This is a genomic window from Streptomyces altiplanensis, assembly GCF_053591575.1.
On sequence record NZ_JBSFUB010000015.1, the window covers coordinates 49,658 to 63,604 of the forward strand.

The 13,947-nt window shown below is 73.6% G+C and carries 13 protein-coding genes; 6 read left to right on the forward strand and 7 right to left on the reverse strand.

Going from position 1 to position 13,947, the window contains the following annotated elements:
• Nucleotides 1-60: 60 nt before the first annotated feature.
• The 4 genes from hutI to hutU all read right to left on the reverse strand — a co-directional run bounded on the left by hutI (nucleotide 61) and on the right by hutU (nucleotide 5,598).
• Nucleotides 61-1,248 (reverse strand): imidazolonepropionase, encoded by a 1,188-nt coding sequence (gene hutI, locus ACWD0Y_RS10340; protein WP_450259945.1) that lies wholly within the window; start codon nucleotides 1,246-1,248, stop codon nucleotides 61-63.
• Between the two features lie 92 nt (nucleotides 1,249-1,340).
• Nucleotides 1,341-2,678: a formimidoylglutamate deiminase gene (locus tag ACWD0Y_RS10345; RefSeq protein WP_450259946.1), complete on the reverse strand. Its 1,338-nt coding sequence runs from the start codon at nucleotides 2,676-2,678 to the stop codon at nucleotides 1,341-1,343.
• Nucleotides 2,669-3,859: an allantoate amidohydrolase gene (locus ACWD0Y_RS10350; RefSeq protein WP_450260000.1), complete on the reverse strand. Its 1,191-nt coding sequence runs from the start codon at nucleotides 3,857-3,859 to the stop codon at nucleotides 2,669-2,671. The genes ACWD0Y_RS10345 and ACWD0Y_RS10350 overlap by 10 nt, the downstream gene beginning before the upstream one ends.
• A 65-nt stretch (nucleotides 3,860-3,924) precedes the next feature.
• Nucleotides 3,925-5,598: a urocanate hydratase gene (hutU, locus tag ACWD0Y_RS10355; RefSeq protein ID WP_450259947.1), complete on the reverse strand. Its 1,674-nt coding sequence runs from the start codon at nucleotides 5,596-5,598 to the stop codon at nucleotides 3,925-3,927.
• 119 nt (nucleotides 5,599-5,717) lie between these two features.
• On the opposite strand from hutU, the gene ACWD0Y_RS10360 reads away from it, so the two are divergent.
• The 6 genes from ACWD0Y_RS10360 (at nucleotide 5,718) to ACWD0Y_RS10385 (ending at nucleotide 10,847) form a co-directional block, all read left to right on the forward strand.
• On the forward strand, nucleotides 5,718-7,058 hold the full coding sequence (locus ACWD0Y_RS10360; RefSeq protein ID WP_450259948.1) for a diaminopimelate decarboxylase: 1,341 nt from the start codon (nucleotides 5,718-5,720) through the stop codon (nucleotides 7,056-7,058).
• A gap of 169 nt (nucleotides 7,059-7,227) precedes the next feature.
• Nucleotides 7,228-8,610 carry an APC family permease gene (locus ACWD0Y_RS10365; protein ID WP_450259949.1) on the forward strand — a complete coding sequence of 461 codons (1,383 nt, stop codon included), beginning with the start codon at nucleotides 7,228-7,230 and terminating at the stop codon, nucleotides 8,608-8,610.
• A gap of 132 nt (nucleotides 8,611-8,742) precedes the next feature.
• On the forward strand, nucleotides 8,743-9,117 hold the full coding sequence (locus ACWD0Y_RS10370; RefSeq protein ID WP_450259950.1) for a hypothetical protein: 375 nt from the start codon (nucleotides 8,743-8,745) through the stop codon (nucleotides 9,115-9,117).
• On the forward strand, nucleotides 9,114-9,902 hold the full coding sequence (locus ACWD0Y_RS10375; protein ID WP_450259951.1) for a transcriptional regulator: 789 nt from the start codon (nucleotides 9,114-9,116) through the stop codon (nucleotides 9,900-9,902). The genes ACWD0Y_RS10370 and ACWD0Y_RS10375 overlap by 4 nt, the downstream gene beginning before the upstream one ends.
• Nucleotides 9,903-9,939: 37 nt before the next feature.
• Nucleotides 9,940-10,371, forward strand: a complete 432-nt coding sequence (locus ACWD0Y_RS10380; protein WP_450259952.1) for a roadblock/LC7 domain-containing protein — start codon at nucleotides 9,940-9,942, stop codon at nucleotides 10,369-10,371.
• Nucleotides 10,372-10,472: 101 nt separating this feature from the next.
• Nucleotides 10,473-10,847, forward strand: coding sequence for a hypothetical protein (locus ACWD0Y_RS10385; protein WP_450259953.1), 375 nt, complete (start codon nucleotides 10,473-10,475; stop codon nucleotides 10,845-10,847).
• Here ACWD0Y_RS10385 and ACWD0Y_RS10390 read toward each other — a convergent pair.
• The 3 genes from ACWD0Y_RS10390 to ACWD0Y_RS10400 form a co-directional block, all read right to left on the reverse strand.
• Nucleotides 10,816-11,430, reverse strand: coding sequence for a hypothetical protein (locus ACWD0Y_RS10390; RefSeq protein WP_450259954.1), 615 nt, complete (start codon nucleotides 11,428-11,430; stop codon nucleotides 10,816-10,818). The genes ACWD0Y_RS10385 and ACWD0Y_RS10390 overlap by 32 nt on opposite strands.
• Nucleotides 11,431-11,574: 144 nt before the next feature.
• Nucleotides 11,575-12,411 (reverse strand): MurR/RpiR family transcriptional regulator, encoded by an 837-nt coding sequence (locus ACWD0Y_RS10395; RefSeq protein ID WP_450259955.1) that lies wholly within the window; start codon nucleotides 12,409-12,411, stop codon nucleotides 11,575-11,577.
• Nucleotides 12,412-12,436: 25 nt separating this feature from the next.
• Nucleotides 12,437-13,900 carry an aromatic amino acid ammonia-lyase gene (locus tag ACWD0Y_RS10400; protein WP_450259956.1) on the reverse strand — a complete coding sequence of 488 codons (1,464 nt, stop codon included), beginning with the start codon at nucleotides 13,898-13,900 and terminating at the stop codon, nucleotides 12,437-12,439.
• Between the last annotated feature and the right edge of the window lie 47 nt (nucleotides 13,901-13,947).

A 13,947-nucleotide genomic window follows, 5' to 3' on the forward strand; every position in this document is an offset into this window, starting at 1 on the left:
GAGGGCCTGCCCCAGGCGCTATCCGGGGCAGGCCCTCCTCCTTCTTCTTCGTTCTGACGCCTACCCGGCGTGCCCGGTCGTACGCCTGCCCTTGTGCCAGACCTCGGAGACGAGCGGCACTCCGGGGCGGTAGGCGAGGTGGACGTGGGACGGGGCGTCCAGCAGGGCGAGGTCCGCGCGGGCGCCGGGGGTGACGCGGCCGACGTCCGTGCGGCGCAGGGCCGCCGCGCCGCCCGCCGTGGCCGACCAGAGCGCCTCGTCCGGGGTCATGCCCATGTCCCGTACCGCCAGGGCGATGCAGAACGGCATCGAGCTGGTGAAGGACGAACCCGGGTTGCAGTCCGTGGACAGCGCGACGGTCGCGCCCGCGTCGATGAGCCGGCGGGCGTCGGGCCAGGCGGCCCGGGTGGAGAACTCGGCGCCGGGCAGCAGCGTGGCGACCGTACGGCTGTTCGCGAGGGCGTCCACGTCGGCGTCGGTGAGGTGCGTGCAGTGGTCGGCGCTCGCCGCGTCGAGTTCGGCGGCGAGCTGGACGCCGGGGCCGTAACTGAGCTGGTTGGCGTGGATGCGGGGGTGCAGGCCCTTCGCCCGGCCGGCGGTGAGGATCGCGCGGGCCTGGTCGCCGTCGAAGGCCCCCTTCTCGCAGAAGACGTCGATCCAGCGGGCGTGGGGGGCGCACGCGTCGAGCATCTCGCCGGTGACGAGTTCCACGTACGCCGCCGGGTCGTCGGCGTAGTCCGGGGAGACGATGTGGGCGCCGAGGTAGGTGACCTCGTCGGTCTGGGCGGACGCGATGCGCAGGGCGCGGGCCTCGTCGTGGGTCGTCAGGCCGTAACCGGACTTGGTCTCGAAGGTGGTCGTGCCCTGGCGCAGCGCCTCGCGGAGGTGGTGGGTGAGGTTCGCTTCGAGCGCCTCGTCGGACGCGGCGCGGGTGGCGGCGACGGTGGTGCGGATGCCGCCGGCGGAGTAGGCGCGGCCCGACATGCGGGCGTTGAACTCCTCGGTGCGGTCGCCGGCGAAGACGAGGTGGGAGTGCGAGTCGACGAAACCGGGGATCGCGGCGCGGCCCCGCGCGTCGTAGGAGGTGTCGGCGGCGGGTGCGGCGGCGGCTTCGCCCACCCAGGCGACGCGGTCGCCCTCCATGACGACCGCGGCGTTCCGGATCAGGCCGAGGGGGCCTGTGCCGGCGCCTTGGGCGGGGTCGTTGGTGACGAGGCTGCCGATGTTGGTGACGAGGGTGGTGCTCACGAGGTCCTCTCGGGGTGCGGGGGCGGGGCGGCGTGTCCGGGGGCCGGGCCGGCCGCTGCCCGGGGCTTCCCCCTGCCCGCCCCCGGTCACCCCTATTGCTGGTAGACGGCTGTGATCGCCTTGGCCATCGCCCCGGGAACGTCCGGGACCAGGGTGTGGACGCCGTCGCGGACGATGTGGCGGCCCGCCACGACCGTGTGGCGTACGTCGCAGGCCGAGGCCGCGAACACCGCCGTCTCGGCCCCCAGGCGCGGCAGGGGGCCCGCCGTTCTGACCGAGTCGAGGGCGATGGTCGTGAGGTCGGCCAGGGCGCCCGGCTCGATCGTGCCCGCGTCCGGCCAGCCCAGCGCCGCGTGGCCGTCCACCGACGCGGCCCGGAGCAGGGCCGCCGCCGTCCAGTGGCCGCGGGTGCGGGAGCTGAGGCGTTCGTTCAGCTCCATCGCGCGGGCCTCCTCCAGGAGGTCGATCACCGCGTGGCTGTCGCTGCCGAGGGAGAGGGGCGAGCCCGCCCGCTGGAGGCGGACCGCCGGGCCGATGCCGTCGGCCAGGTCGCGTTCCGTCGTGGGGCACATGCACGTGCCCGTGGAGGTCCCTCCGATGAGGGCGATGTCCTCGTTCGCCAGGTGCGTGTTGTGGACGCCCGTGGTGCGGGGACCGAGGACCCCGTGGTCCGCCAGCAGCCGGGTCGGGGTGCAGCCGTGCGCGGCCAGGCACGCGTCGTTCTCGGCGGTCTGCTCCGAGAGGTGGACGTGGAGCGGGGCCTCGCGGGCCTGCGCCCAGGCCGCCACCGTCGCCAGCTGGCCGGCGGGGACCGCGCGCACCGAGTGGATGGCCGCGCCGATCCGCGCGTGGTCGCGGTCCTTGAGCAGCGACGCGCGCTCCGCCCAGGCGTCGGCCGTGCCGTCGGAGAAACGCCGCTGGGGGCGGTTGGGCGGCGTACCGAAGCCCGACGCCAGGTACGCCGTGTCGAGGAGGGTGATGCGGATGCCGGCCTCGGCGGCGGCCGCGATCAGGGCCTCGCCCATGGCGTTGGGGTCGGCGTACGGGGTGCCGCCCGGCGCGTGGTGGAGGTAGTGGAACTCGCCCACCGCGCTGACCCCGGCCAGCGCCATCTCGGCGTACACGGCCCGGGCGAGGTCGAAGTACGTCTGCGGGGTGAGGCGGGAGGCGACGCCGTACATCACCTCACGCCACGTCCAGAACGTGCCCGAGCCCACCTGCACCGTGGACCGCAGCGCCCGGTGGAAGGCGTGCGAGTGGGCGTTGGCGAGGCCGGGGAGGGTCAGGCCCCGCAGGACCACGGCGCCGGGCGGCGGGGCCGGGACGTCCTTGCGGACCGCCGTGATCCGGCCGTTCGTCACGTCCAGGGCCACGCCCGGCTCGACGAAGGCGTCGAGCCAGGCGTGCTCCAGCCAGTAGGTCACGTGCACGCGAGCCCCTCCAGTACGTCGGCGAGTGCGATGACCCCCGCGACGCAGTCGTCCTCGGCGGCGTACTCGGCCGGGGAGTGCGAGATGCCCGTGGGGTTCCGTACGAACAGCATGGCGGTCGGGACCGAAGCGGACAAAATACCCGCGTCGTGTCCCGCGCCCGTGCCGAGGACGGGGATGTCGCCCCCGAGGAGTTTCGCGAGCTCGTCGCGCAGGGCGTGCTCGAACTCCACCACCGGGGTGAACGACTCCTGCGTGATGCGCAGGTCGATGCCGGAACGGGTGGCGTTCTCGCGGGCCGCCTGCTCGATGCCGGCGATGACCCGGTCGAGGGTTTCCTGGTCAGCGGCGCGCGAGTCGAGCCAGCCGCGGACCAGCGACGGGATCGCGTTGACGCCGTTCGGCTCGACGGTGATCTTCGCGAAGGTGGCGAGGGCCCCGGCGAGCCGCGCCTCGCGGCGGGCGGCGACGACCGTCTCGGCGTACGTCAGCATCGGATCGCGGCGGTCCTCCAGGCGGGTGGTGCCCGCGTGGTTGGCCTCGCCGTGGAAGTCGAACCGCCAGCGGCCGTGCGGCCAGATGGCGGACGCGATGCCGACGGGGTCGCCCGTGACGTCCAGCGCCCGGCCCTGTTCCACGTGCAGCTCGACGAACGCGCCGATACGGGCGAGGCGTTCGGGGTCCGGGCCGATGGCGGACGGGTCGTAACCCGCCGCCTCCATGGCCCGGGGAAGGCTGACGCCGTCCCCGTCCCGGAGTTCGTGAGCCTTGGCGACCGTGAGCTGACCGGCCGCCAGGCGGGAGCCCACGCAGGCCAGGCCGAAGCGGGCGCCCTCCTCGTCACCGAAGTTGGTGACGGCCAGCGGCTTGGTGAACTCCACTCCTCTGCGGCGGAGTTCGTCGAGCGCGGCGAAGGAGGACACGACGCCGAGCGGGCCGTCGAACGCGCCGCCGTCCGGGACCGAGTCGAGGTGCGAGCCGGTGACGACCGCGTCCCCGGCGAGGGGATCGCCCTGCCAGGCCCACTGGTTGCCGTTGCGGTCCACCTCGTAGGTCAGGCCGCGGGACTCGGCCTGGGCCCTGAACCAGGCGCGGCAGTCGGCGTCGGCCGCCGTCCAGGCGTAGCGGCGGTAGCCGCCGGAGGCCGCGTCGCGGCCGATCGGCAGCAGGTCCGCCCACATCTCGTGGAACGACGCGGCGGTGGTGGCGGCGGGGTGCGGCGAGCCGTCGGCGGGTGCCACGGAGGTCACTCGCCCTCCCGCATCGGGACGCGTACGCCCTGCTCGTCCGCCGTCTTCTCCGCGATGTCGTAGCCCGCGTCCACGTGGCGGATGACGCCCATGCCCGGGTCGTTCGTCAGTACGCGGCGGATCTTCTCACCCGCGAGCTTCGTGCCGTCCGCCACCGAGACCTGGCCCGCGTGGATCGAGCGGCCCATGCCGACGCCGCCGCCGTGGTGGATGGAGACCCAGGAGGCGCCGGAGGCGACGTTGACCATGGCGTTGAGCAGCGGCCAGTCGGCGATCGCGTCGGAGCCGTCGAGCATGGCCTCGGTCTCGCGGTACGGCGAGGCGACGGAACCGCAGTCGAGGTGGTCGCGGCCGATCGCGAGGGGGGCGGCGAGGGTGCCGTCGGCGACCATGTCGTTGAACAGGGCGCCCGCCTTGTCGCGCTCGCCCTGGCCCAGCCAGCAGATGCGGGCCGGCAGGCCCTGGAAGTGGACGCGCTCGCCGGCCATCTTGATCCAGCGGTGCAGGGACGCGTTTTGAACCGAATCGGCCTCGGGGAAGAGCTTCAGCAGCTCGCGGTCCGTCTTGTGGATGTCGGACGCCTCGCCGGACAGGGCCGCCCAGCGGAAGGGGCCCCTGCCCTCGCAGAAGAGCGGGCGGATGTACGCCGGTACGAAGCCGGGGAAGTCGAAGGCGCGGGAGTAGCCGGCCAGCTGGGCCTCGCCGCGGATCGAGTTGCCGTAGTCGAAGACCTCGGCGCCGGCGTCCATGAAGCCGACCATCGCCTCGACGTGCCGGGCCATGGACTCGCGGGCGCGCAGCGTGAAGTCGGCGGGCTTCTCGGCGGCGTACGACGCCATGTCGTCGAAGCCGACGCCGACGGGGAGGTACGCGAGCGGGTCGTGGGCGCTCGTCTGGTCGGTCACGATGTCGATCGGGGCGCCCTCGGCGAGCATGCGCGGCAGCAGCTCCGCCGCGTTGCCGAGGAGGCCGATGGACAGCGGCCTGCGGGCGTCGCGGGCCTCGACGGCGAGCTGGAGGGCGTGCTCCAGGCTGTCGGCCCTCACGTCGAGGTAGCGGTGCTCGATGCGGCGCTCGATGGCGCGCGGGTCGACGTCGATGCAGATCGCGACGCCGTCGTTCATGGTCACGGCGAGGGGCTGGGCGCCGCCCATGCCGCCGAGGCCGGCGGTGAGGGTGATGGTGCCGGCGAGGGTGCCGTTGAACTTCTTCGCGGCGACGGCGGCGAAGGTCTCGTACGTGCCCTGGAGGATGCCCTGGGTGCCGATGTAGATCCACGACCCGGCCGTCATCTGGCCGTACATGGTCAGGCCGAGCGCCTCCAGGCGGCGGAACTCCTCCCAGTTCGCCCAGTCGCCGACCAGGTTGGAGTTGGCGATGAGCACGCGCGGCGCCCACTCGTGGGTCTGCATGACACCGACCGGGCGCCCGGACTGGACGAGCATCGTCTCGTCCTGCTTGAGGGTCTTCAGGGTGCGCACCATGGCGTCGAACGAGCGCCAGTCCCGCGCCGCCTTGCCCGTGCCGCCGTAGACGACGAGCTTGTCGGGGTGCTCGGCGACCTCGGGGTCGAGGTTGTTCTGGAGCATGCGCAGGGCGGCTTCCTGCTGCCATCCCAGGGCGCTCAGCTCCGTACCGCGCGGTGCCCGTACGGGGCGGGGTCCTGACATGGGGTGCCTCCTCGCGAGTGACTGCATTGCCATCTATTCACATCCTGGCTGGATGAATAGAGCTAGTCAATACGTCCGGCCGCCTGCGCGCGGCCGAAGCGGGTGGTTGGCTGGAACACATGCCTTCGGACATGAGTGCGCCCGAGCGGCGCGAGCGGGCCGTACGCGCCGCCGTCGAGCAGGGGGTCGTCGGCCCCGGCGCCCCGCTCGCCGGCCTCCTCGACATCACCGGCATCCGGGCCTCGGCCGCCGCCCTGCGCGCCGCGTTCGACGAGGTCACCCCGCCCGGCACCCCGGTCCTGCACGCCTTCGCCGTCAAGGCGACACCGCTGGTCCCCGTCCTGCGGCTGCTGTACGAGCACGGGGGCGTCGGCGCCGAAGTCGCGAGCCCCGGCGAGCTGGCCCTGGCCCGCGCCGCCGGTGTGCGCCCGGCGCACACCGTCCTCGACTCCCCCGCCAAAACCACCGGCGAGCTGCGCGAGGCCCTCGCCCTGGGCGTCGCGGTCAACGCCGACAACTTCCAGGAGCTCGCGCGCATCGACGCGCTGGTGGGGTCGGCGGCCCCCGCCTCCCCCGTCGGCCTGCGCGTCAACCCGCAGATCGGCGGCGGCTCCATCGGCGCGCTCTCCACCGCCACCGCCACCTCGAAGTTCGGCGTGGCGCTGCGCGACCCGGGCGCCCGCGAACGGGTCGTACGCGCCTACCTCGACCGGCCGTGGCTGACCCGGCTGCACACGCACTCCGGTTCGCAGGGCCTGCCGCTGGAGCTGATGGTCCGGGGCGTGGCGGCGGCGTACGGACTCGCCGAGGAGATCAACGCGGCGGCGGGCCGCCGGCAGGTCGACACCGTCGACATCGGCGGCGGCCTCCCCGTCGACTTCACCTCCGACGCCGGGACCCCGTCGTACGCCGACTACGCCCGCCTCCTCAAGCAGCACGTCCCCGGCCTGCTCGACGGGCGCTACGGCCTGGTCACCGAGTTCGGCCGCTCCCTGCTCGCCAAGCACGGCACGGTCCTCACCCGCGTCGAGTACGCGAAGACCTCCGGCGGCCGGCCGATCGCCGTCACCCACGCGGGCGTCCAGATCGCGACGCGGACCGTGTACGCCCCCGAGTCCTGGCCGCTGCGCATCGCCGCGTACGACGCGAAGGGCCTTCCCAAGCCGGGCCCGCCCGTCGCCCAGGACGTGGCGGGCCCCGCGTGCTTCGCGGGCGACCTGCTCGCCGAGAACCGGCAGCTGCCGCTCCTGGAGCAGGGCGACTACGCGGCGGTGCTGGACACCGGTGCGTACTACATGGCCGCGCACTACGGCTACAACAGCCTTGCCAGGGCCGGGATCCACGGCTTCACCGCCACCGCCGGCGGGGTCCGCTTCAGCGTCGTACGGCCGCCGCAGACCTTCGACGAGATCGTCGCCGAGTCGGGCGGGGGGCACGCGGACGCGCTCCTGGATCCCTGAGGCGGATCCCTGAGGCGGATCCCCGAGGCGGATCCCCGAGGCGGATCCCCGAGGCGGATCCCCGAGGCTCCGGTCGCACCCGCCGCCCGGACGCCACGCACCCCCTGACGCGCATCACACAAGCCGCACCGGGCAGAACATCCCCAGTCCATCTCGGGGGAGGTTCCCTATGTCCGCATCCGATGCCACACCAGACACATCCGGCGCATCCGGCGCATCAGTCACACCGGTCGACGAGACACCGCTCAAGCGCGCGCTCGGGCCCAAGCTGCTGATCCTGTTCGTGATCGGCGACATCCTGGGCACCGGGATCTACGCCACCACGGGGAAGGTGGCGGGGAAGGTCGGCGGCGCGCTGTGGCTGCCGTTCGCGATCGGCTTCGTCGTCGCGCTCCTGACCGCGGCTTCGTACGTCGAACTCGTCGGCAAGTACCCGAAGGCCGCCGGCGCCGCGCTCTACGCCCAGAAGGCCTTCAAGGTCCCCTTCCTCACCTTCATCATCGCCTTCATGGTGATGTGCTCGGGCCTGTCGTCCGCGAGCGCGGCCGCCCGCGCCTTCAGCGGCGACTACCTGGCGGAGTTCACGGACGCCGTGCCGCCGACGCTCGTCGCGATCCTGTTCCTCGTCGCCCTCGCCGCGCTCAATCTGCGTGGTGTCTCGGAGTCGGTGAAGACGAACGTGGTGCTGACGCTCGTCGAGCTGACCGGTCTGGCGATCATCCTCGGGATCGGCGCGTACGCCGTGTTCACGGGCGGCGGCGAGCCCGCGCGGCTCGGCGAGTTCCAGGCGTCCGGCACCGGTTACGCCCTGCTGACCAGCGTGCTCGGCGCCACCGCGCTCGGTTTCTTCGCCTTCGTCGGCTTCGAGGACTCCGTCAACATGGCGGAGGAGACGAAGGACCCGCAGCGCACCTTCCCGAAGGCGATCTTCATCGGTGTCGCGGTCACCGGCACCCTCTACGTCCTGGTCGCCCTGGTCTCCTCGCTGCTCGTCGACTACACGACGCTGGAGAAATCGAGCGGGCCGCTGCTGGAGGTCGTGAAGGCGGGCGGGGTCGACTTCCCGCCCAAACTCTTCGCGCTGATCGCGCTGTTCGCCGTGACGAACTCCGCGCTGATCAACATCATGATGGCCTCGCGGCTCTGCTACGGAATGGCCAACGAACGCATCCTGCCGCGCGCCATGGGCCGCGTCCTGTCCCGGCGCCGCACGCCCGTCGTCGGCATCGTCTTCGTCTCGCTGCTGGCGATCGGCCTGGTGTCGACGGGCGAGATCGAGGGGCTCGGCGACACCACGGCGTTCCTCCTGCTGTGCGTCTTCGCCGTGGTCAATGTCGCCGTGCTGGTCCTGCGCAAGGACCGGGTGGCGCACCGGCACTTCCGGACGCCGACGGTCCTGCCGGTGCTCGGCGCGATCACCGCGATCGTCCTCGCCAGTCCGCTGGCCGACCGGCCGGCGGGCGTCTACATCCGCGCAGGCGTCCTTCTTTTGATCGGAATCGGTCTCTGGGCGATCAATAAAGCAGTAATGAAGACACGAGGCGAAAGCTAGCTGGCATGTGCGCATGGAAAATGCCGGAACCACGCGCCGGCGCACCTCCCTTTACGTAACCTCCTCATCACTGCCACAGAACGTGTGTCCGGCAGTCCGCATCCGTGTGCCACGCCGGAAGGGGGGTTCCGCATGCCCGGAATCGACGAATGTCTGCTCTCGGCGATGGCCCTGCCCGGTGCCCTCGGAGCCTCCCTGGTGGACTGGACGAGCGGGCTCGCGCTCGGTACGGAAGGGCAGTCGCCGAACGGTGACCACGAGGCCACCGCGGCGGAGACCGCGGAACTGGCCCGGATGGCCGCCGAGCAGCGGGCGTTCTCCCCGCAGGGGCTTCCCGTCGAGGACGTCATCATCACCACGCCGAGCGGCTACCACCTGCTGCGTTTCGTCGAGACCGCCTTCGACAGCAGCGTCTTCCTGCACCTGTGGCTCGACCGCGAGAAAGGCAATCTGGCCCTGGCCCGATTACGCCTGCGCGGCCTCGCCGAGCAGCTGGTCCTGGCATGACCGGGACCACGGCCGGGGCCGCGACCGTGTCCCCGATGCTCGTGCGGCTGGCCGCCGAACGCGCCACCGGCGCCCTGCTGCGGGACCACGGGACCCTCTACCTCGACGAGGGACAGGTCGTGCACGCCGAGAGCCCGGCGGCGCCCGGCATCGACGTACTGCTGACCTCGGCCGGGCGGCTGCCGGCCGAGGACTGGCAGGAGGCCGTCGACCGGGCGGGCACCCGCGGCCGGGTCGGGCGCTTCCTCGTCGACAGCGGCCGGCTGGCCGGCGGCGAACTGGAACTCTGCCATCTGAGCGCGCTGTTCGACGCCGCCTTCTTCGTCCTCGCCCCCGGCAGCGGCCCGACGCGGTTCCGTTACGGGGCGGCCCACTGGCTGGGCCGCATACGCCCGGTCTCCGCCGCGGCGGTCGAGCGGGAGTCGCGGCGGCGCAGACGGCTGCTGGACCGGCTCTGGCCGTACCCGGACACCGACACCGCCCCCGTCGTACGCCGCCGCGGGCCGTCGGGGCGGCCGGTCACCCGCAGGCAGCGCGCCGTCCTCGACCTGGTGGACGGGGAACGCACCCCGGGGGACATCGCCCGGGCCCTGGGCCGGCCGGCCTTCCACACGCTGATCGACGTACGCAGGCTCGCGGCGGCGGGGGCGGTCGCCACGCCCCGCGACACCCCGGCGCCCCCGCCTCCCGTGCCCGCCCGGGTCGCGCGGGCCCTGCAGGCCACCGACGACCCGGACACCGCCCTGTTGCGCCGGCTCCGCGACGCCCTGGAGGCACAGCTGTGATGTCCCGGACCGTCGGCGCGGCCCCCGCCTCCGCGTCATGAGGCGCGCCCTGAGACAACGCGCCGAAAGGAGAATGCTGATGGCGGCCGAACCGGAAGTCCTCGACGAGCTGCGGCAGTTGAGAGCGAGGGTCCCCCAGCTGACCGGAGCCCTGGCCGCGAGCGTCGACGGCCTCGTACTGGCCCAGGACACCCCGGCCGTGGAGGCCGAGGGGGTGGCGGCGCTCACCGCGGCGGCGCTCGGCGTCGCGGTGCGTCTGACGGACGCGACCGGGCAGGGCGCCTTCCGCGAGCTGCTCGTGCGCGGCGACGACGGCTACGTGGCCACCTACGCGGCGGGGTCGTCCGCCGTCCTCACGCTCCTCGCCGAACCGCGCGTCAACGTGGGCCGGCTCCACCTGGAGGCACGCCGGGCCAGTGTCCGCATCGGCGCGCTGTTCGACGGCGCCCGGGCCCGGGAGAACGCATGACCGCGACCAGGCGCACGACAGCGGCAGCCAGGAACACCACTGGACGGACCACCGGACGAACCACCGGACGAACCACCGGACGAAAAGGAAGTGCGACGCTCATGGCCAACACCGAAACCGCGCTCAAGGAAGCGATGACCGGCATCGAGGGCACCCTGGGTGTCGCTCTGGTCGACTACACCAGCGGCATGGCGCTGGGCACCCTCGGCGGCGGCAAGGACCTCGACCTGACGGTGGCCGCCGCGGGCAACACCGATGTGGTGCGCGCCAAGGTGCGCACCATGGAGCACCTGGGCCTCAAGGACGAGGTCGAGGACATCCTGATCACCCTCGGCAGCCAGTACCACCTGATCCGGCTCCTGAAGGGGCGCGGCGCGAACGGCCTGTTCCTCTACCTGGCGCTGGACAAGGCGCGGGCCAATCTCGCGATGGCCCGCCACCAGCTCAGGAGGATCGAGGCCGAACTCGACGTGTGACCACCGCCGCGGGGGCCGGGCGGCGCCGCGCGCCGCCCGGCGCGGCGTCGCCCGCCGCGATCCCGGTGGTGCGGTACGCCGCGATCCGCCTGCCGGCGGGTCCGCCGCCGAGCCAGTCGGTACGCACCCACAGCAGGGTCTCCTCGCGGCGCTCCCTGGCGCCGATCCACACCGCCTTCAGCCACAGTCCGGCGCCCGCGCCCGCCATCAGCAGTCCGCCCGCGCCCGGAACGGCGAACGCGGTGCCCACCGCGGCGAGGAAGGCGGCCGCCAGCCACCAGCGACGGCCGCGGCGCCAGGCCCGCGCCGTCACGGACCGGTCCTGGAGGAAGTCGCGGCGGGCGGCGCGGGTGGCCGCCGAGGCCAGGGCGGCGTACCGGCCCCTGCGCGCGAGCACGGTGGCCGCGGCCGCGGCCACGAAGAGCGCGGCCCCCGCCAGGAGCCCGGCCCTGCGCCCGGTCAGGCCGGGTACGAGCGCTCCGGTCCCGGCGGCCAGCAGGCCGAGCCACCACAACGGCGCCGCCCCGGCCCGTACGACCACCGCCACCCGCGCCAACGACTGCGCCTGTTCTCCGCGTCCCACGACCGCCCCTCCTTGCCGGCTGCGACTGTTTCCAGTCGGGGAGGGTAACGCCCGATTCTGAGCACCGTCTGAAAAACCGCCGATAACGCGGGAGAAGTGCGGGAGGGCACGGGAGGGCACGGCGAGCGGGGCCGGGGCCGCCGGTCACTCGACGAACAGGCCCCGCGCCGCCGCCTTCGCGTCGAACTCCTCCAGCCGTGCCTGCGCGTCCGGCAGGCCGTCGCACATCGCCTCCAGCAGCACCCGCCCCAGCAGCATCGGCGCGCACGCCGTGTCGAAGGCGAGGCCCGTGCCGACCGCCGCCGGGATCAGCAGGTCGCTGTGGGCGGCCACGGGCGCGAAGGCGGAGTCGGCGACCGTCACCACCGTCAGGCCCTGTTCGCGCGCGTACGCCAGCGCGTCCACGACCTCGCGCGGATGGCGCGGCAGCGCGAAGCACAGCAGCGCGCTCGCGCCCGCCCGGCGGGCCCCGTCGATGCGGTCCGCGAGCATCGTGCCGCCCTCGTCGAGCAGCCGTACGTCCGGATGGACCTTCGCGGCGAAGTAGGCGAAGCCGCGGGCCTGCGAGGAAGCGGCGCGCAGCCCGAGGACGGGCAGCGGGCCGGAGGCGGCGAGGATCCGGCCCGCCTCCTCGACGGGGCCGGGGTCGGCGAGCAGCCCGGCGAGGTGCTGGAGGTTCTCGATCTCGGCCTGGACGGCCTGCTGGTACTCGTTGTAGTGGTCCTCGCCCCGCGAGGACTCGGCGGGCGCGACCTCGCGCAGGTGCTTGCGCAGCGCCGGATAGCCGTCGAAGCCGAGCGCGACCGCGAAGCGGGTGACGGAGGGCTGGCTGACCCCGGCCAGTTCGGCGAGCTCGACGCTCGACAGGAACGGCACGTCGGCGGCCTTGCGCACCATGCAGTGCGCGATACGCCGCTGGGTCGGCGTGAGCCGGTGCCCGTCGAAGAGCTGCTGCAGTCGTGCGGCAGGGCTGTCGCTCATGCCATCCCCCTCGGAGGTCGGTGGTTCAGAGGTCCGTGAACTGGTCGAGCAGCGCGGCCGCCGCAGTCACATCATCGGTGAGCGGGCGGTCCGCGTGGTCGGGGTCGAGCGCGGCGTCCGCGAGCGCGAAGGCGCGGCCGACCGGGAGCGCCGGGTCGGGGCGCAGGTCGCGCTGGCGCAACGCCCGTACGGCGGCGACGAGTTCGCAGCCGACGACATGACGGTACGCGTCGCTCGCGCGCAGTGCCTGGCGGGCGGCGAGCGAGGCGAAACTGGCCTGCTCCTCGACGCCCCGGGAGAGCACGGCGTGGCCGAGCGAGGCGGGGGCGGAGAGGGCGCTCAGGTCGCCGAGGGCGGCCCCGGCGGCGTACTCCAGGATCATCACGCCCGAGCCGGCCGGTTCGCCGTCGGCGAGGAAGGGGCGCAGGCGGGTGAGGGCGGGCTCGTTGAGCGCGGAGAGCCGGGAGGTGGACAGGCGCGCGGTCTGGGTGACGGCGAGCCTGAAGTGGTCGAGCGCCAGGGCGAGCTGGGCCATGTAGAAGCCGCCGTGGTGGTACGCGGCCATGTCGTCGGGGCAGATCAGCGGGTTCTCGGCGGCCGCGTTGATCTCGACGGCCAGGGTGCGCTCCAGCAGGTCCGCCGCGTCCCGCGCCGGGCCGTGGATCTGCGGCAGGCAGCGGAAGCCGTACGGGTCCTGGATGCGGCCCAGCGGCGGCGTGGGCCGCTCGGGGGCGCCGAGCAGCCGGCGCATGGCCGTGGCGACGGCGTACGAGCCGGGGTGCGGGCGGGCCGCGTGCACCGGCTCGGCGTACGCCTCGTACGAGCCGTCGACCGCGAGGAGGGAGAGGGCGCCGACCACCTGGGTGGCGGCTATGAGGCGGCGCAGCTCGTCGAGGGCGAGCGCGGCCTGGCCGAGGGTGAGCGCGTTGCTGCTGATCATCGCGAGGGCGTCGTTGTTGTCCAGCGGCTGCGGTCCGGGCGGCGTACCGCCGAGCCAGGGCTGCTCGCCGGCGAGGGCGAGGCCCACCTGCGCGAGGGCGGCGATGTCGCCCGTACCGACCGAGCCGTACTCGTTGACGACGGGGTGGGCGCCCGACTCCAGCGCCTCGCACAGGGCGCTCACGACGGTGGGGCGCAGGCCCGCACCGCCCGCGAGCAGCTGGTTGGCGCGGACGGCGAGCATGGCGCGGACCTCGCGGGCGGGCAGCGTGGAGCCGATCGCACCGGCATGGCTGCGCAGCAGGCGCAGGCCGTGGTCGGCGGCCGCTCCGGTGGGCACGGCCTCGGAGCGGTTCGCGCCGACTCCGGTGGAGCGGCCGTAGACGCGACCCGATGCGGCGAGTTCACGGGCGGCGTGCCAGGACTCCTCGACGCGCTTCATCGCCTCGGTGCCGGGTACCGGGCGCGCCGCGCCGTGGGCGAGCCGCACGACGTCGGCGACGGGAAGGCTCTGCCCGTCCAGGACGACCACCATGTGGGACGACTTCATTCGTGAATCCCTCCTTTTCCGGACAGCTCGTCTCGCACACCGGTCGG